Origin of the sequence: Embleya sp. NPDC008237, assembly GCF_042956465.1 — a bacterium.
In the GTDB taxonomy this organism is placed as follows: domain Bacteria; phylum Actinomycetota; class Actinomycetes; order Streptomycetales; family Streptomycetaceae; genus Embleya.
Genome location: NZ_JBIBGL010000014.1, coordinates 257,093 through 275,369 on the forward strand (window position 1 = coordinate 257,093; position 18,277 = coordinate 275,369).

Sequence of the window (18,277 nt, forward strand, 5' to 3'; positions counted from 1 at the left end):
CTCGCGCACCATCCCGGGACGAGCCTCGGGGTTCGGGATGTGCGCGGGGGCTTCCGGTGCGCCTTCGATCCTGCTCGCCGACATCGGGTCGCCGTGAGTGGCAGAAACGCCAACCATGAATGGATTCCTGCCAGGCATCGCGCCGGCACTCCCGCGCGATGCCGTGCCGAGGATGTGCATAAGTTATCCACAGGCTGTGGAAACCTTTGGGGGCTGCTGGGGATTCCTGTGGACAATGCGGGTCCCATGGTGGGCCGAGCCCGCCTCACCGCCTTGGTGACACGCCGTCAGACCCCCTTGCGGGCGGGCACCTCATCCGGGTCGAGGCGGCGCATGTCGGCGAAGCCGTCACCCGTGGAATAGCTGTCCTCGCACAGCACGAGCGCGTCCGCGTCGAAGCCCCACACGATCGCCATCTGCGTCTCGTACAGGTAGAACGCGTCCACGTCCGGTACCGACCGACCCATCCCGGCCAGGACCCGACCCGGATAGGCGATCCGCAGCAACCCCTCGGTCACCACCGTGTCCTGATCCACCGTCAGCCGATCGATGTGGTGTGCGAGTCGGCCGCAGTCGTTCTCGACCACGGCACGATAGAACTCGCGGACCTCGGCGTGACTCTTGGGGGCCCGATCCACCGGGGACGCCCCCCACTGGTGGTAGACCGCATGCGGCGACACGGTGGCCATCAGCGCGTCCAGGTCGCCCTCGTGCTCGGCGCGCATGTGCGCGACCAGCGTGGTCAGGATCGCGTGCCGGCGCGGATCGGTCTCCGCGGCCAGGCGCTTCTCGGCGAGTTCCCACGTGCGTCGCGCGTCGATGAGCCCGGTCATGTGTGCACCCTCCGCCGGTCGTTGCATCGCTCGACACCTTGCACCGAAGTAGTTGACTGTGCAATACAAATCTCCACACGTGTCGCACCGGCGCACCCCCGAGTGGCATGCCGGCGGGTTCGCCCGGCGCGGCGCACCGTGTTCCGGACGACGAGGTGGCAACGGATGAGCGACGCAGGCGCAGTACGGGACGCGAACGCGATGTTCGACCTGAGCGGTCGAGTGGCGATCGTGACCGGTGGCAGCCGGGGAATCGGCCGGGCGATCGCGCACGCCTATGCGGCGGCGGGCGCCTCGGTGGTGATCGCGAGTCGCAAGGCGGACGCGTGCGAGGCGGTGGCGAAGGAGATCACCGAGGCCGGCGGCCGGGCGCTCGCGGTGCCCACCCACTGCGGCGACCTCGACCGACTGGCCGCCCTGGTCGACGCGACCGTCGCCCACTTCGGCGGTATCGACATCGTGGTCAACAACGCGGCGAACGAACTCGCCCAACCCGTGGGCGAGATCACCGCACAGGCGTGGGACAAGTCGTTCGCGGTGAACCTGCGCGGGCCGGTGTTCCTGGTGCAGTACGCGCTGCCGCACCTGATCGCCTCCGGGCGGGCGTCGGTGCTGAACGTGGTCAGCGCGGCGGTGTTCACCCGGGCCGAGGGCAAGGGCCTGTACGCCGCGGGCAAGGCCGGACTGGTCGCCTTCACCCGCACGATGGCGGGCGAACTCGCCGAGCACGGCATCCGGGTCAACGCGATGGCCCCGGGTGCGGTGGAGACCGACATGGTCCGCAAGACCGGCCCCGAGGCGATGGCCCGGATGAAGGGTGCCGCGCCGCTGAAGCGGATCGCCGCGCCGGAGGAGATGACCGGCCTGGCGCTGCTGCTCGCGTCCGACGCGGGCAGCTTCATGACCGGACAGATCGTCAGCATCGACGGCGGGCTGACCGTGCACTGAGCCGAGCACCCGAACCGGACACGCCCTATGCCGGGGCCGGCGGGGTGGCGCCGATCACCGGGACCAGCGAGTCCGGGAGCGGGTAGACCCGTTCGACCGGGACCGCCTCGGCCGCGGCGGCCGGGTCGCCGGCGCGGACCAGGTCGTGCACCCGATGCGCGAGCGCGGTCACGTCGGTGATCCGCCGCGTCCACTCGTCGGCGTAGGCACGCGTCGCCCATCCGGCCAGTCCGAGTTGCAACGAGCGGTGCGCCAACGGCCGCAGGTTCAGGTCGCGTTCGGGGTCCCATTGGATCCGCACCGTGGTCGCGTGCAGCCGCCGGCCCCAGGCGTCGCGATCCGGATACGTGGGGTGCTCGTAGTGGCTCAGACATGCCCCGGCGAGTGCCGCCTCGAAGCCCTCGCGGCTGATCTCCAGGGCCAGCACCCGCTCCTGCCGCGGCTTGGTGGCCCAGCCGCAGCGGTACATCATCCAGGTGAAGCTCGGCTTGACCCAGGTCATCCGCTCCCGGCTCCAGGTGTCCGGAAATCGCTGGTCGCGAACGGCCGCGTCGGCGATCTGCGGCTTGTACGCCTGGTACACCGTGACGGTGTCGTCGGTGTACGCGGCGCGGATTTGGCGGTTCGGGATCTCCATGCCCCGCAGTGTGTCGGCGCCGGCCGGCCCGGACCACCCGTTTTCGGCGATCCGTACGAGGCGTCGGAGAAGGGGTCAAAGGGTGTGACCCCGGTTTCCAAAAAATGCTTGATATTGACAAGCGATCCCGAGTCGGAGAGATTCGATGTTGCCGGGCGACACGCGTTCCCGGTCCATATCGATGTGCAGCGCGGGGCAGACCCGACCGCGACCCTTCCGTGCCCGGCGGGCGTCGACCCGCGTCGCGACCCACGCGATCCACGCACGTGAAGGAGCAGCGACGTGCATCTCGCCCCGACCCCAGCGCAGGACGCTCTACGGGCAGAGCTGCGGGACTATTTCACCCGCCTGATCACCCCCGACGTCCGGGCGGAACTCGACCGCGAGGGCGAGGCCGGCGGCCCCACCACCCGACGGGTACGCCGGCAACTGGGCTCCGACGGCTGGCTCGGCATCGGGTGGCCGACCGAATACGGCGGCCAGGGCAAGGGCCCGGAGATGCAGTTCATCTTCTTCGACGAGGCGTACCGCGCCGGCGCGCCCGTCTCCATGGTCACCCTGAACACCGTCGGCCCGACCCTGATGAAGTTCGGCACCGAGGCGCAGAAGAGCTACTACCTGCCGAAGATCCTCACGGGCGAGATCATCTTCGCGATCGGCTACAGCGAGCCCTCGGCCGGCACCGACCTGGCGTCGCTGCGCACCCGCGCGGTGCGCGAGGGCGACGAGTGGGTGATCAACGGGCAGAAGATCTTCACCTCGACCGCCCAGGGCGCCGACTGGATCTGGCTCGCCTGCCGCACCGACGTGGACGCGCCCAAGCACAAGGGCATCACGATGATTTTGGTGCCGACCAGCGACCCGGGCTTCTCCTGGACCCCGATCGTCACCGTCGGCGGGATGACCACGACGGCCACGTACTACGACAACATCCGGGTGCCCTACGACAACCTGGTGTTCGAGGAGAACTCGGGCTGGAAGCTGCTCACCAACCAGCTCAACCACGAGCGGGTCGCGCTCGCGGCGCTGGGCATGCAGGCCGAGGACTTCTTCGCCGAGGTCCTGGAATGGGCCCGCGAGACCGAGATCGAGCCGGGCGTCAAGGTGGTCGACCAGCCGTGGGTCCAGCTGAAGTTCGCCGAGACCTACGCGCGCCTGTCCGCCGTGCGGATGTTCAGCTGGCGGCTCGTGCACGACGTCGGCAACAACACGCTCAACGCGGGTGACGCGTCCGGCGTGAAGTTCTTCGGCACCGAGGGTGCCATCGAGGTGTATCGCAACCTGATGGAGATCGTCGGCCCGGACGCGACGCTGCGACCGAAGTCGCCCGGCGCGTTCAGCGACGGCCTCCTGGAGGCGATGAACCGCCGCGCGCAGATCAACACCTTCGGCGGCGGCGTCAGCGAGGTCCAGCGGGAGATCGTCGCCATGGTTCGCCTTGGCATGACCCGAGTGAAGCGGTGAAGGACGACATGACCGACCCCATCAGCCAGGACAAGGCCGCCTTCCTCGCGGTCGTCAAGAAGTACGAGGGCAGGCACGACGTCTCCGGCGTGCTCGCGCTCGACCCGGTCAACGGGCCGATGATCCGGCACTGGGCCGAGGCCATGGGCGACACCAACCCGGTGTACACCGACCCGGAGGCCGCGGCCCGGACCCACTTCGGCGAGGTGGTCGCGCCCGCGGCCATGCTCCAGGTGTGGATCATGCGTGGCATGCAGGGCGGCGCCCCGGCGAACTCGGCGACCGGCGAGTTGTACAAGCACTTCACCGACAACGGCTTCGGCTCGGTGGTCGCCACCAACTGCGAGCAGGAGTACATGCGCCCGCTGCGGCTGGGCGAGTTGGTGCAGTACGACCAGTTGATCGAGACCGTGTCCGAGGAGAAGACCACCGGCCTGGGCACCGGCCACTTCATCACCACGCTGACCAACATCTACGTCACGGGCGAGAGCGGCCGCGAGCTGGTCGGCACGCACCGCTTCCGGATCCTGCGCTACACCCCGCACAAGAAGAAGGCCGAGGCCGCGCCGCCCGCCGAGCGGCCGCTGCGCCCGCGCAAGGTGGTCAACAAGGACAACCAGGCGTTCTGGGACGGTGTGGCCGCCGGGAAGCTGCTGTTCCAGAAGTGTCTGGACTGCGCCACCCCGCGCTTCCCGTTCGCCCCGGGCTGCAACAAGTGCGCGTCGCTCGAATGGGAGACCGTCGAGTCCACCGGCAAGGGCGTCGTGTACTCGCACGTCACCATGCACTACCCGAAGTTCCCGGCGTTCGACATGCCGTACGCGGTCGGCCTGATCGAGCTGGAGGAGGGTGTGCGGATGCTCGGCAACGTGCTGGGCGTCCCGCACGACGAGGTCCGCATCGGGATGCCGGTCGAGCTGGAATTCGTCACCCACGACGCCGAGCTGACCGTGCCCGCGTTCCGAGCGGTTGGGGAGAACTGATGGACTTCAACCTCACCGAGGACCAGCGGGAGCTGTCCTCGCTGGCCGAGCGGATCTTCGCCGACCAGTCCACCGACGAGCGGCTGAAGAAGCTCGCCCAGTCCGACGCGGACCTGGACGCCGAGCTGTGGGGCAAGGTCGCCGAAGCCGGTCTGGTCGGCGCGTTGATCGAGGAGCGGCACGGTGGTGGCGACCTGGGCCTGGTGGGCCTGGCGCTGCTGCTGGAGCAGCAGGGTCGGTTCACCGCGCAGATCCCGCTGCTCGACACGGTCGTGTACGGGCTGCTGCCGCTGCTGCGCTTCGGTTCGGACGAGCTGATCGAGGCCGAACTGCCCGCGCTCCTGGACGGTTCGCGGATCGTGGCCGGTGCGCTCGCCGAGGTCGGCGCGGGGCTGCCCGCCGTCCCGAAGGTGACCGCCCGGCGAGACGGTGCCGGCTATCGCCTGGACGGCGACAAGCGCGCGGTGGCCTGGCTCACCGTCGCGCACCGCGTCCTGGTCACCGCCTCGCTCGACGGCGCGCTCGCGGTGTTCACCGTGGACGCCGGCGCCGCCGGAGTGGCGATCGAGGCCGCGCCGACCACCGCGCCGTGGGCCTCGGGCAACCTGCGGCTGACCGACGCACCGGCCCGGCTGGTCGGTGACACCGGGGCCGGCCCCGAGGTCGCCGCCTGGATCGTCGACCGCGCGCGCGTCGCACTGGCCGCGCAGCAGGTGGGCGTGTGCGCGCGCGGCCTGGCCCGCACGGTCGAACACGTGAACGCCCGCGAGCAGTTCGGCAAGCCGCTGTCCACCAAGCAGGGCGTGATGTTGCGCGCCGCCGAGGCGTACATGGACACCGAGGCCATCCGGGTCACCACGCTGGAGGCCGCGTGGCGCATGGACCAGGGCGAGCAGGCCACCGAACAGGCTCTGGTCGCCCGCTGGTTCGCCTCCGAGGCGGGCAAGCGGGTGGTACACGCGTGCCAGCACCTGCACGGCGGCACCGGTTCCGACATCGACCACCCGATCCACCGCCACTTCCTGTGGGGCCGTCAGATCGACGTGACCCTGGGCAGCGGCATCCAACAGCTTGCCGCGCTCGGCAGGCTGCTCGCCCACGCGCCCGCCCAGGGAGGCAACCGATGACCACCGAGGACCTCGTGAGCCGGACCCACGCGGAGGTGTCCGTCGGCGACGAACTGCCGCCGCTGGCCATCCCGCTGACCCGCACGCTGATCGTGGCGACCGCGCTGGCGACCCGCGACTTCCAGGACGTGCACCACGATCCGCAGCTCGCCGCGGACAAAGGCTCGCCGGACATCTTCATGAACATCCTGACCAGCAACGGCCTCGTCGGCCGCTACATCACCGACTGGGCGGGCCCCGAGACCGAGCTGCGCAAGGTCGCGATCCGGCTCGGCGCCCCGAACTACCCCGGCGACACCATGACCCTGACCGGCACGGTGACCGCCAAGACCACCGCCGAGGACGGCACCCCGCTCGTGGAGATCGCCGTCGTCGGAGCCAACAAGCTCGGCAACCACGTCACCGGCACGGTCACGGTGAAGCTGCCGGAAGGAGCCGAAGCGTGAGCCTCAAGCACGCCGACAACCTGCGCGGCAAGGCCGCCATCGCCGGGATCGGCGCGACCGAGTTCTCCAAGGAGTCCGGTCGCAGCGAACTGCGGCTGGCCGTCGAGGCGGTGGGCGCGGCCCTGGACGACGCCGGGATCGCGCCGTCCGAGGTGGACGGCCTGGTCAGCTTCACGATGGACACCAACCCCGAGATCGCGGTCGCCGCCGCGGCCGGGATCGGCGACCTGACCTTCTTCAGCCGGATCCACTACGGCGGCGGCGCGGCCTGCGCCACCGTCGCGCAGGCCGCGATGGCCGTCGCCAGTGGGGTGGCCGACGTGGTGGTCTGCTACCGCGCGTTCAACGAGCGCTCCGGCCGCCGGTTCGGCTCCGGCGTGCTCCAGCGCGATCCCACCGTCGAGGGCGTGGGCCTGGGCTGGAACATGCCGCACGGGCTGCTCACGCCGGCCTCGTGGGTGGCCATGTTCGCGCAGCGCTACCTGCACGTGTACGGCGCGACCACCGAGGCGTTCGGCCACGTCGCGGTCGCCGACCGCAAGCACGCGGCGAACAACCCGAAGGCGTACTTCCACGGCAAGCCGATCACGCTGGAGGACCACCGGAACTCGCGCTGGATCGTCGAGCCGATGCGGCTGCTCGACTGCTGCCAGGAGACCGACGGCGCCCAGGCGATCGTGGTGGTGAGCGCCGAACGGGCCAAGGACCTGAAGCAGAAGCCCGCGATCATCAACGCGGCAGCGCAGGGCGCGGGTCGCCTCCAGGACCAGATGACCAGCTTCTACCGGGACGAGATGACCGGTCTGGCCGAGATGGGCGTGGTCGCCAAGCAGCTGTGGCAGACCTCGGGACTGACTCCCGACGACATCCAGACCGCGGTGCTCTACGACCACTTCACCCCGTTCGTGCTGATGCAGCTGGAGGAGTTCGGCTTCTGCGGGCGCGGCGAGGCGCCGGCGTTCGTCGCGAACGGCGGCCTGGAGCTGGGCGGCAAGCTGCCCACGAACACGCACGGCGGCCAACTGGGCGAGGCGTACCTGCACGGGATGAACGGCATCGCCGAGGGCGTGCGGCAGATCCGCGGCAGCTCGGTCAACCAGGTCGAGAACGTGCACAACGTGCTGGTGACGGCCGGCACCGGGGTGCCGACGTCGGGGCTGGTGCTGGGCGTCGAGTAGGCGGGATACCGGTGTCGATGGGGTGAGGCGCGCGCGCCGACGGGGATGCGGACACCCCCGCCCCGGTGCGCTCGTTGGGCCGCTCGGGTGACGCGTCGGCGCGTCGCCCGGGCGGTCCGCAGGCCGGGCCGGACGTGGTGCGCAGCGTGGTGGGAGGCCCGTTCCCACCACGTCGGGAGATCTCGTGCGTTTGCTGACCACTCGTCGGATCGCCTCGACCGTGTTGCTCACCGCCGTGCTCGGCCTGCTGCCGGCCGGGCTCGCCGAAGGTGCCGGGGCACGTCCGGAACGATCCAGGAGCGTGAACGCGCCGGGCTTCGACACGTGCGAGACACCCACCGTGGAGACCATGCGGGCCTGGCGGGAGTCGCCGTACAAGGTGGTCGGGATCTACGTCGCGGGCGACAACCGTGCCTGCAAGAGCACCCGGCTGACCTTCGACTGGGTCAAGGCCGTACACCGCCAGGGCTGGGACTTCCTGCCCATCCAGGTGGGCCTGCAGGCGCCCTGCTCGCAGTCCGGCAAGCCCGGCCGGATCGACCCGGCGCGGGCGGCGGAGCAGGGCATCGCCGAGGCGAACGACGTGGTGGACCGCAGTGCCACGCTCGGCTTCCGGCCGGGCAGCGCGGTCTGGTACGACATGGAGGCGTACGACAACACCGACGCCGGTTGCCGCGCCGCCGTGCTGGATTTCGTGTCCGCGTGGTCCGACCGGGTTCGCGAACGCGGCTACGTGGCGGGTTATTACAGCAGTCTCAGCTCCGGCATCGCCGACCTGATCGAGGCGGTCGACAAGCGTTCGATCCCGGACGCGGTCTGGTATGCCCGCTGGGACGGTCACGCGGCCACCACCGGCGACGGCGCGCTGCCCGACGGGTACTGGCGCGGCCGACGGGTGCACCAGTACGCCGGCAACGTCTCGGAGACCCACGGCGGACAACGGATCGTCATCGACCGCAACGCGGTCGACGGGCCGGTCGGGGTGCTCTGACCGCGGCCGGCGCCACGCGCGGGGCCCGTCCGACCCGCCGGTCGGACCGGAAGCGGCCCGACCGGCGACGTCCGGCCGGCTCAGCCCCGGTCGAGCTCGCTGACCTCCAGTTCGCCCTCCGCGTACCGGCGCCGGATCACCTTCTTGTCGAACTTGCCCACGCTGGTCTTGGGCACGGCGGTGATCAGGCTCCACCGCTCGGGCACCTGCCAGCGGGCCACCCGACCCGCGAGGTAGTCGCGCAGTTGCTCGACCGTGGTCGTGGCCCCTTCGCGCAGCACGATCGTGGCCAGCGGGCGTTCGCCCCACTTGTCGTCGGGCACGCCCACCACGGCCGCCTCGACCACGTCCTCGTGACCCATCAGGGTGTTCTCCAACTCGACCGACGAGATCCACTCGCCGCCCGACTTGATCACGTCCTTGGCCCGGTCGGTCAGCCGCAGGAAGCCGTCGGCGGTGATCGTGCCGACGTCGCCGGTACACAACCAGCCGTCCTGGAACCGGCCGCCGCCACTGGCGTCCACCGAGCCCTCGTCGCCGATGTACGCGCCCGCGATCCACGGCCCGCGCACCAGCAGTTCGCCGACCGACTCGCCGTCGAGCGGGACGTCGGCACCGTCCGGGCCGACCAGCCGGGCCTGCACCGAGGCGGGCAGGCGCCCCTGCGAGATCCGGTACGCGAACGCCTCGTCGTCGGTCAGCCCGGCCGGCGGGCGGGCCACCGAACCCAGCGGCGAGGTCTCGGTCATCCCCCACGCGTGCACGATCCGCACCCCGTGCCGCTCCTCGAACGCCTGCATCAGGCCGGGCGGGCAGGCCGAGCCGCCCACCACGACCTCCTTGAGCGAGGACACGTCGGTCTTGTGCACGTCGAGATAGTCCAGCAGCCCGGACCAGATGGTCGGCACCGCGGCGCCGAACGTCGGCTTCTCCGCGGCGATCATCGCGGCCAGCGGCTCCGACTGGAGGAAGCGGTCGGGCATCAGGATCGAGGCGCCGCACATCATCGCCGCGTACGGCAGACCCCACGCGTTCACGTGGAACATCGGCACCACCGCCAGCACCATGTCCGCGGTGCCCAGGCCGAAGGCCTCCGCCGCGCACACCTGCATGCTGTGCAGATAGGTCGACCGGTGGCTGTACACGACCCCCTTGGGGTTGCCCGTGGTGCCGGAGGTGTAACACATCGCGGCGCCCTGGCGCTCGTCGATGTCCTCGGCCCAGTCGAACTCGGTCGGCCGGCCGGCGAGCAGGTCGTCGTAGCGGTGCACGTGCTTGCCGGAATCGGCGAGCGGAGCCAGATCGGTGTCGGCGCCGGTGACCACGACGTGCTCGACGGTCTTCAGGTGGGTCAGCAGCGGGGCGGCGAGCGCGGCCAGCGAGCCGTCCAGGATCAGCACCCGGTCGTCCGCGTGGTTCGCGATGTAGATCAACTGCTCCGGGGGCAGCCGCAGGTTGAGCGTGTGCAGCACCGCACCCATCGACGGGATCGCCAGGTAGGACTCCAGGTGCTCCTGGTTGTTCCACAAGAACGTGGCGACCCGCTCGTCGCCGGTGATCCCGAGTTCGCGCAGACCGTGGGCGAGTTGTGCCGACCGGCGACCGACCTCCGCGTAGGTGGCCCGCCGGGGCGCGCCACCGGTCCAGGTCACCACCTCCGAAGCACCGTGCACCGTGGTTCCGTGTCGCATGATGCGAGCGATCGTCAAGGGCACGTCCTGCATCGTGCTCAGCACTGTGTGACCTCCCTGCATTCGCCGGACGGGGACCGGTCGAGGTGAGGGGATTCTTTCTCGCCGATCGGGTCGTTGTCAGCCCCCACGGCCTCGGCTTTCGCTCCGGTGTCGAGCGCCGACCCGCGCGCCCGGCACGACCCGCCGTGCGCCCGTACGGGTGAACCAGGCGTGGCGATCGGCTGATCGGGACGGCCGGGCGGAAGAATGCGACGGTGTCCCGGTTGCTCCGGATGGCACATCGTTTTCGGCACAAGGCCTCAAGCGTCCGGTAGTTCCCGCTTTTCCGCTCTTCCGGAGGGGGACCGGCGAGTCCTCGACTTCCCCTTGGAAGGCGCTCCATGTACCCGTTGGAGGTGCGATCCGAACCGCACCGGCCGTACGACGTCGTGTTGCCGGACGCACTCGGCCATCCCGTGCTCGGCTTCCGGGACGGCTACTGGTTCCGGCTCGATCGGGACGGACCGCCGCGTCCGTTGTGCGCGCGCACCGCGATCATCGGACATCCGGAGTCCGCCGGGCCTATCGTGCAGGTCATGTGTTGGTGGATGCGCGAACACCACGACCACCCTCAGGCGATGGACCTCGCCACCGAACTGGCGCTGACCGTCGGCGAGATGAGCCGTCGGCTGCACGCCCAGGGGCCGGCGGCATGGTGAGGCGTTGTGGTTCGGTGCGGATACGGCGGGTGCCGTGCGGGCCTCGGGTGCCCGCGGTCCGGGTGCGTACGTGTGCGATTCCCCGCTGCCGGAGCGGGCCGCGGCGTCGGTGCGGGTGACCGGGGCGCGGGCGGCCCGCGTCGCCCGCGGGGTGGTCCGCTCGTCCGAGTGACCCGCGCGGGTCACTCGGACTCGGTCTAGGAGGGCGACGCGATCTTGCCGAGCAGGTCGACGATGCGCTGCTGTACGTCCTCGCGGGTCGAACGCTCGGCCAGGAACAGCACGGTCTCTCCGGTCTGCAGCCGATGCAGGTCGTGTTCGACCAGGTCGAGCGTGGTGTAGACGACGATCGGCGTCGAGTGCAGGCGGGCGTTGTTGCGCAGCCAGTCGACCACGCCCATCCGGCGCCGACGCACCAGCATCAGGTCGAGCACCACGAGATTGGGCTCGACGCTGGACGCCTTGGACACCGCCTCGCTCTCCGAGGCCGCGTGCACCACGTCCATGCCACGCCGCTCCAGGGACGCGGTGAACGCCGTCGCGATGTCCGGGTTGCCCTCCACCAGGAGCACGCGCGAGGCGTGCCCGGCGCTGTCCGCCGGCGCCAGCGAACGCAGCAGCACGGCCGGGTCGGCGCCGAACGCCGCGTCCCGGGTGGCCTGCATCAATCCCGCGGTGACCAGCACCGGGATCTGCGCGGCGGTCGCGGCGGTGCGCAACGACTGGAGCGCGGTACGGGTGATCGGGCCGGTCAGCGGATCCACGAACAGCGCGGCCGGCTGCACCGGGACGCTCGCGTCCACCTCCTCGCGCGAACGCACCAGCAGCGGACTCCAGCCACGCGCGGTCAGCGCGCCCGCCGTCGCGGTGTCCGGCTCGGGCCAGACCAACAACCGGCGCGGCTGCCCGTCCGGTGCGGGCGTGACCATGGTCGGCAGGTCGGCCCCGGACATCGTCTCGGCGTCACCGGGCGGCCCGCCCGGGAAACCGGGCCGCCGGCCCTGGACCGGAATCGGCTGATCCGGCGCGGCCGGGATCGGCGGCAACAACTCGGTGGGCATGTCGGCGGCGGCGGGTCGGCCGGGCCGATCCTGCACGCTGGTGCTGCGCGCCGAAGCGTCCGACGCGCGACCCTGCGCCGGGATCGGCGCCGGCGGCGTGGACAACCGGCGACGCGCCTGCGCGCCCTGCGGGGTGTGCGCGCCGTTCAGCCGGCCACCGGCCGCGGGTGCCTGGGCGGGCGGGCCGGCGGCGGGTCGTTGCGGCAGCGCGGTCGGTTCGGCCCGCTCGACCTCGGAGCCGCCGTGGTGGGCGACTCCGCGGTGCGAACCGGAGGGCCCGGAGGCGGACTCGCCGGCGTCGTGCGCGTCGCGCGAGGGCCGACCGCGACGCGAGCGCGGCGGGTAGACCGCCTCGAACGCGCCGCTGTTGTTGCGCGCGGCCTCCTCGGCCTCGTCGTATCCGTCGGCGTCCGGTCGCTCGTGCTGCCCCTCGGCGGAACCCGGGTTCGCGGGCACCAGCGGCACCGGTGCGACCGTGCCGGCGGGCAACGCGAACGGACCCTGCGGCGCGGCGGCCACCGAACCGGGCGGCGGCGGGGCGGGCACCGGCGGCGTGGAGGACCCGGCCGGCTCCAGACGGGCCCGCGGCGGTTGTGCGCCGCGTCCGCGCACGGCGAGTTCGACTCCGCTGCCGGGCGCGGGGGGCGCCTCGGCGGCGTCCTTCGTGGGCGCGGCGCCCGAACGCGGCTTCGGGTCGGTGCCGGTTCCGCTCCCGGGCTCGGCGGCCTCGGTCTCGTCGGCCGCCTTCGGGTCGGTCGCCTCGGCCGGTGCGGCCTCGTCCTCGTCGGCCTTCGGGTCGGCCGCGTCGGCGTCGGGTTTGCCGTCCTCGGCCTTGGCGTCCTTGCCCGGCCCGGCGTCCTTCCCGGCCTTGCCGTTCTTCTCGGCGGCCGGGTCCGGTCGGCCCGTCTGGCGGGCCCGGCGACCCTTGGCCGCGCGGTGTTCGCCGGAACTCTCGGCCTGTTCGGCGGCCTCGGCGTCGGCGGGCAACTCGACCACGTACGTGCTGCCTCGGCCGGGCATGGTGTGCGACTCGACGGTGCCGCCGTGCGCCTCGACGACCGCGCGCGCGAGCGGGACCCGGACGGCGCTGCCTCGGCTCTCCGGGCCACGCACCTCGATCCGGGCCACGTTGCCGCGCTGGGCCGCCGCGACCACGACGGTGGATCCCTCGGGGCCGGCCGCGACGACGTCCGCGAGCAGGTGTCCCAGGGCCCGGGTCATCGCGTCCACGTCCACCCGCACCCCGACCGGGGACGCGTTGACCGCGAACTCCACGCCCGCGCCGCGCGCGAGGTAGGTCACGGTCTCCATGGCCCGATCGACGAGATCGTCCACCGTGGTCGGCACCCGCTCCGGCTCGGTCGCGGCGTCGGCGTCCGTCGGCTCGGCGGCTTCGGTGCCGGCCGCCTGATGGGCGAGCACCTCGCCCGCGAGTTCCTCCAGGCTCTCCAGCTCGCCCGCGACCTGACGCACCATCCGCCGGGCGCCGTGGCCGACCTCGCCGGCCGCGCCGTCGGCCACCTTCTTCAGCCGACCGCGCACCGCCGCGAGCCGGCCCAGTATCTCGGCGTCGACCAACTCGGCGAGCTGGGACCGCCGTTCGTTGAGCAACTTTTCCCGGCCGGTGTCGCTGAAGGTCATCACGGCGCCGACCACGGCGCCGCCGAGCAGGATCGGCGCGGTGATCATGTCCACCGTCACGTAGCCCTCGTCGCCGCGCCACAACACCTGGTCGCGCAGCCGCTGCCGGCGGCCGTTGCCCAGGGTCACCAGCGGCGGGCACTCCTGGGCGGGCAGCGGCGTGCCGTCGGCCCGGGCGTGCATGAGCAGTTCGTGCACGCTCTTGCCGCCGAGGTCGCTCGCGCGATGGCGCAGGATCCGGGCGGCGGCGGGGTTGGCCAGCACGATGTGGCCCTCGGCGTCGATGCCGATGATGCCCTCGCAGGCCGCGCGCAGGATCATCTCGGTCTGCCGCTGCTGGCGTGCCAGTTCGGCCTCGACGTCGACCTTGCCGGTCAGGTCGCGCACGACGATCATCAGCAACTCGTCGTCGTAACCGGCGGGCAGGTTCGCGCTGGTCACCTCGACCGGGAAGACGCCGCCGTCGGTACGGTGCGCGGACATCCGGGTCGGCTTGGTCCGGGTGTCGCGCGTGTCGTTGGCCCGCACGGAGCCCGGGATGCGCCGATGGTCGAACGAGGGCAGCAGGTCCAGGAGACCGCGCCCGACCACGGGAGTGCCCGGCGCCTCCAGAACCTCCAGTGCCATGGCGTTCGCATTGACGACGGTGCCGTTGCGATTCACCAGCAGGAGAGCATCCGGCAGGGCGTCGAGTATGGCTGCGAGGCGAGCAGCGCCTCGGGATGGCCTGCTGCTCACGAAGCGCGTACCTCCTCCGGTCCTCGGACTGCGCGACGGCCATCTTGCCCGTCGCCGCCGGGGCATGTCACGACCGACTATCCCATTGTTTTTGCAGTCACGTTGACGAGCCTAGTAATCTGTTCCTCGTCGGCAAACACCGATGGAGGCTTCGCCTAGTCCGGTCTATGGCGCCGCACTGCTAATGCGGTTTGGGTTCATCCCCATCCCGGGTTCAAATCCCGGAGCCTCCGCTTCCCGAACAGCCCGTCTGGTCCCACCAGGCGGGCTGTTTCGTGCTCATGACGATGATGTTTCGGTGAGCATCCGACGACCCCGGGTCACGACGCGGGCCGCGATGTCCGGTATACGGCTCTTTTTCGTAGCCGCCACCCGATGCTCCGCCCGTCCGCCGCGATCACCTCCGCCGGCGCGCCGCCGACCCGATCCGGGTGACGCGCATGCCGTGACCGAATGCCCGCCGATTCGCCCACCGGCCGACATGTCCGAAAAGGTGGTTTCAGCTCACAGCGAACGAGCCGGCCCTACCCCGCGCGCGTCGCCACTCCCGCCGACCGGGATCACCCCGACCGCCCTCCACCACCCGCTCGCCGGGCCCACCTCGACCCGACGACCAACCCTCGGAGGCCGCCCACCGACCCGCCCGCCGGAGCCCCGCGCCCCCGCGCCGCGGTCACCCGTTCAGCCGCCGAACACCGGCAAAATGAAGGCGCTTGATCACTGATTGCCCGAGTTTGGGGCACCCTCGAACAATGGATTTCACCCCCGGCCGGGGAGCATGTATTGTTGACCTCGGTCAAAGCGACCAAGCGCTCGTAGCTCAACGGATAGAGCATCTGACTACGGATCAGAAGGTTGCAGGTTCGAATCCTGCCGAGCGCACAGCAGATGAGAGGCCCTTTCCGGGACACCGGAAAGGGCCTCTTACGTACCCGCTGTAGCAGTGGATGCAGCCACCGGCCGGCCACGTCACGGGTGGACGCCGTGCAGGCGATCGGCTAACCGACGGACGGCAACTCGGCGCTTGCGCGCCGTCGTACGTGGCCGGTCGGAAGCCGGTGGGGAAGACGGGTATCGCCACCCGCGCACGTCCTTCGAATGCCGCGGCACCGGCGACTGCGAACCCTCCGCCGGGCGTTCCGGCCAACGCACCCGCCCGGCAGGGTAGTCGTGGCAATCGGTGCGGACCGCGTCGCGCCCCGTCGTCCTGATCGGCCGTCGTCCTGCCTCGACGCCGCGAGCCGCCGAGTGGCGGGCCCGCCGCCGAACCGGTCCGAATGGCTGAAGGACCGTTCGATACCCGGCCGGCGGGGCACCCGTTCCTCCTCGGAACATGTTCTCCAGGGAGGCCGGATTGCCCGCCAGCCACGTCGTACCCCGGTCGCGCCGGGGGGTGCTGCGGACGAAACCCGTGGACGCGATCCTCGAGGAGAGCTCCGGCGGAGGGGAGGAGGAGGGACCCGCGCTCCGGCGCACCATGGGGTTGCTCGAACTGACCTTCTTCAGCGTCGGCGCGACCCTGGGCACCGGCATCTTCGTGATCCTGGGCGAAGCGGTGCCCAAGGCCGGTCCGGCCGTGGTGATCTCGTTCGTGCTCGCGGCGGTCACCGCACTGTTCTCGGCGCTGTCCTACGCCGAACTCGCCGGGACCATCCCGGTGTCCGGCTCGTCCTACTCCTACGCCTACGCCACGCTCGGCGAAGGCATCGCCTGGGTGTGCGGCTGGTGCCTGCTGCTGGAGTACGGCGTGTCGATCTCCGCCGTCGCGGTCGGCTGGGGGCAGTACGTCAACGAACTGCTCGACTCCGCCCTGGGCGTGAGCCTGCCGGCCGCGATCAGCCAACCGCCGGGCGACGGCGGCAGGTTCAACGTCCCGGCCGTGATCGTCGTACTGCTCGCGGTGATCCTGCTCGTGCGCGGCGTCTCGGAGAGTGCCGTGGCCAACACGATCATGGTCTTCATCAAGCTGATCACCCTCGTGTTCTTCTGCGCCATCGCGTTCACCGCGTTCGAGGCCGGCAACCTGTCCCCGTTCGCGCCGCTCGGCGTGGCCGGGATCAGCGCGGGCGCGTCCCAGGTGTTCTTCTCCTATATCGGCTTCGACGCCGCCTCCACGGCGGGCGAGGAGGCCAAGAACCCGCGCCGGGACCTGCCGTTGGCCATCCTGATCTCGCTCGCGATCGTCACGGTCGTCTACGTCGCGGTCGCCCTCGCCGCGCTCGGCGCACTGCCCTGGCAGGAGTTCGAGGGCAGCGAGGCGACACTGGCGAAGATCGTCACCGACGTGACCGGTGGCTCGTGGGCGTCCACGATCCTGTCCGCCGGCGCGATCATCTCGATCGCCAGCGTCGTGCTGACCGTGCTGTACGGGCAGACCCGGATCCTGTTCGCGATGTCCCGCGACGGCCTGATCCCGCCGATCTTCGCGAAGGTGAACCGGCGCACCCAGAGCCCGGTGGCGAACACGCTGATCACCGGCGCATGGGTGGCCCTGCTCGCCGCGCTGGTCCCGCTCGGCCAACTCACCGAGGCGACCAGCATCGGCACCCTGTTCGCGTTCGCGCTGGTCAACATCGGGGTGATCGTGCTGCGCCGGACCCGACCCGACCTGCCGCGCGGCTTCACCGCCCCGTTCTTCCCGCTCACCCCGCTCCTGGGCGTCGGCTTCTGCATCTACCTGATGGCCCGGCTCTCCGGGACCACATGGAAGGTCTTCCTGGTCTGGATGGCGGTCGGCGTGGCGATCTACTTCCTGTACGGCTACCGGCACTCGCGCTGGCGCGCCGAGGTCGAGGGTGTCGAGGTGGACCGGTGAGCGGCGAGGGCACGCGGATGCGGGTCGTGGTGGGGTGCCGGCCGGAGCCGCGTGCCCGGGACGCGCTGGTGCTGGGCATGCTGCTCGCCCGGCAACTGGGCGCGGGAGTCGTGCTCGCGCACGTGCGCCCGCCCGCGCTGCCCGGTGCCGGGGTCGGCGCCGTGGACGCGGAGTGGCGCGCGTTCCTGCGCGAGGAGAGCGATCGGCTGCTGGACGACGCGCAGGCCCGACTTCGGGATTGGGCACCGGAGTTGCCGGTGGAGCGGGCGATCGACGACCACCGCGGCAGCGGCCGGGGGCTGGCCCGGATCGCCGAGCGACACCGCGCCGCGCTCGTGGTGATCGGCCCGGCCCCGGGCGGGCGGACCGCGCGCGTGGCCGTCGGCAGCACCGCCGACCAACTCCTGCACGGCTCACCCGTGCCGGTGGCACTCGCCCCGCGCGGCTTCGCCGACCACCCGCCGCCCGGTATCGCCCGATGCACGATCGCCTACCAACGCGAGTCGCAACCGAGCGGAGTACTCACCTGCGGCGTGGAGTTCGCCCGCCGACTGCACGCGGACGTGCGGCTGCTCACGTTGGTGCTGCGACCGGTGCGGCTGTACTCCGGCAAACAACACCGGGCCGCCGAACACCAGGTGCTGCGCACGGCGCGCGAGCAGGCCCGGCAGGACCTCGCGGCGGCGATGCACGAGATCCAGGTGCCGGCCGACGGCGAGACCGCCGAGGGCGACGACGTCCGCACCGCGCTGGACGCGGTCACCTGGGCCGACGATCTGCTGATCTGCGCATCCGGCAGGGTCGGCCCGGTCAAGCGGGTCTTCGTCGGCGACGCCTCGCACAAGATCGTCCGCAACGCCCGCACCCCGGTCATGGTCCTGCCACGCGGCGTCCGCGCCGACCTCTGGGACGTCTCCTGATCCATCGGCGACCACGACTCCCGGGCCGCTCCGCCCGCCGGGCCGGGCCGACCCACGAACCCGCCCGGCTCCGGCGCCGCACCGATCCGCCAGGCCCGACCAG

Annotated in this window: 14 protein-coding genes and 2 tRNA genes; 12 read left to right on the forward strand and 4 right to left on the reverse strand. The window is 71.4% G+C overall.

Going from position 1 to position 18,277, the window contains the following annotated elements:
- Positions 1–287 precede the first annotated feature (287 nt).
- A complete protein-coding gene (locus ACFZBU_RS32975; protein ID WP_391587357.1) occupies positions 288–833 on the reverse strand; it encodes a nuclear transport factor 2 family protein in 546 nt (181 codons plus the stop codon).
- Between the two features lie 165 nt (positions 834–998).
- On the opposite strand from ACFZBU_RS32975, the gene ACFZBU_RS32980 reads away from it, so the two are divergent.
- Complete coding sequence (locus ACFZBU_RS32980; RefSeq protein WP_391587358.1) at positions 999–1,781, forward strand: SDR family NAD(P)-dependent oxidoreductase; 783 nt, start codon at positions 999–1,001, stop codon at positions 1,779–1,781.
- Between the two features lie 25 nt (positions 1,782–1,806).
- Here the strand turns inward: ACFZBU_RS32980 and ACFZBU_RS32985 are convergent, their stop codons facing one another.
- Complete coding sequence (locus ACFZBU_RS32985; protein WP_391587359.1) at positions 1,807–2,418, reverse strand: DUF4291 domain-containing protein; 612 nt, start codon at positions 2,416–2,418, stop codon at positions 1,807–1,809.
- Positions 2,419–2,700: 282 nt separating this feature from the next.
- On the opposite strand from ACFZBU_RS32985, the gene ACFZBU_RS32990 reads away from it, so the two are divergent.
- The 6 genes from ACFZBU_RS32990 to ACFZBU_RS33015 all read left to right on the forward strand — a co-directional run bounded on the left by ACFZBU_RS32990 (position 2,701) and on the right by ACFZBU_RS33015 (position 8,607).
- Complete coding sequence (locus ACFZBU_RS32990) at positions 2,701–3,882, forward strand: acyl-CoA dehydrogenase family protein (protein ID WP_391587360.1); 1,182 nt, start codon at positions 2,701–2,703, stop codon at positions 3,880–3,882.
- Between the two features lie 8 nt (positions 3,883–3,890).
- Positions 3,891–4,865, forward strand: coding sequence for a bifunctional MaoC family dehydratase N-terminal/OB-fold nucleic acid binding domain-containing protein (locus ACFZBU_RS32995; protein ID WP_391587361.1), 975 nt, complete (start codon positions 3,891–3,893; stop codon positions 4,863–4,865).
- Positions 4,865–5,992: an acyl-CoA dehydrogenase family protein gene (locus ACFZBU_RS33000; RefSeq protein WP_391587362.1), complete on the forward strand. Its 1,128-nt coding sequence runs from the start codon at positions 4,865–4,867 to the stop codon at positions 5,990–5,992. Before ACFZBU_RS32995 ends, ACFZBU_RS33000 begins: the two co-directional genes overlap by 1 nt.
- On the forward strand, positions 5,989–6,438 hold the full coding sequence (locus ACFZBU_RS33005) for a MaoC family dehydratase (RefSeq protein ID WP_391587363.1): 450 nt from the start codon (positions 5,989–5,991) through the stop codon (positions 6,436–6,438). The genes ACFZBU_RS33000 and ACFZBU_RS33005 overlap by 4 nt, the downstream gene beginning before the upstream one ends.
- The gene (locus ACFZBU_RS33010; protein ID WP_391587364.1) at positions 6,435–7,616 is read left to right on the forward strand and encodes a lipid-transfer protein; all 1,182 of its coding nucleotides are present in this window, start codon (positions 6,435–6,437) and stop codon (positions 7,614–7,616) included. Before ACFZBU_RS33005 ends, ACFZBU_RS33010 begins: the two co-directional genes overlap by 4 nt.
- A 184-nt stretch (positions 7,617–7,800) precedes the next feature.
- A complete protein-coding gene (locus tag ACFZBU_RS33015; protein WP_391587365.1) occupies positions 7,801–8,607 on the forward strand; it encodes a glycoside hydrolase domain-containing protein in 807 nt (268 codons plus the stop codon).
- An 80-nt stretch (positions 8,608–8,687) separates the two neighbouring features.
- Here the strand turns inward: ACFZBU_RS33015 and ACFZBU_RS33020 are convergent, their stop codons facing one another.
- Entirely contained in the window at positions 8,688–10,343 is a 1,656-nt protein-coding gene (locus ACFZBU_RS33020) for a long-chain fatty acid--CoA ligase (RefSeq protein WP_391587366.1), read from the reverse strand.
- A gap of 338 nt (positions 10,344–10,681) precedes the next feature.
- Here ACFZBU_RS33020 and ACFZBU_RS33025 point away from each other — a divergent pair, with 338 nt between their 5' ends.
- Positions 10,682–10,999, forward strand: coding sequence for a hypothetical protein (locus tag ACFZBU_RS33025; protein ID WP_391587367.1), 318 nt, complete (start codon positions 10,682–10,684; stop codon positions 10,997–10,999).
- 197 nt (positions 11,000–11,196) lie between these two features.
- Here the strand turns inward: ACFZBU_RS33025 and ACFZBU_RS33030 are convergent, their stop codons facing one another.
- Positions 11,197–14,439 carry a PAS domain-containing protein gene (locus ACFZBU_RS33030; protein ID WP_391587368.1) on the reverse strand — a complete coding sequence of 1,081 codons (3,243 nt, stop codon included), beginning with the start codon at positions 14,437–14,439 and terminating at the stop codon, positions 11,197–11,199.
- A gap of 144 nt (positions 14,440–14,583) precedes the next feature.
- Here ACFZBU_RS33030 and ACFZBU_RS33035 point away from each other — a divergent pair.
- The 4 genes from ACFZBU_RS33035 to ACFZBU_RS33050 all read left to right on the forward strand — a co-directional run bounded on the left by ACFZBU_RS33035 (position 14,584) and on the right by ACFZBU_RS33050 (position 18,174).
- A tRNA-Ser gene (locus tag ACFZBU_RS33035) sits at positions 14,584–14,672 on the forward strand.
- A 576-nt stretch (positions 14,673–15,248) separates the two neighbouring features.
- Positions 15,249–15,321 (forward strand) — tRNA-Arg (locus ACFZBU_RS33040).
- Positions 15,322–15,772: 451 nt separating this feature from the next.
- Positions 15,773–17,254, forward strand: a complete 1,482-nt coding sequence (locus ACFZBU_RS33045; RefSeq protein WP_391587369.1) for an amino acid permease — start codon at positions 15,773–15,775, stop codon at positions 17,252–17,254.
- Positions 17,251–18,174, forward strand: coding sequence for a universal stress protein (locus tag ACFZBU_RS33050; protein ID WP_391587370.1), 924 nt, complete (start codon positions 17,251–17,253; stop codon positions 18,172–18,174). The genes ACFZBU_RS33045 and ACFZBU_RS33050 overlap by 4 nt, the downstream gene beginning before the upstream one ends.
- The last annotated feature ends 103 nt before the right edge of the window (positions 18,175–18,277 follow it).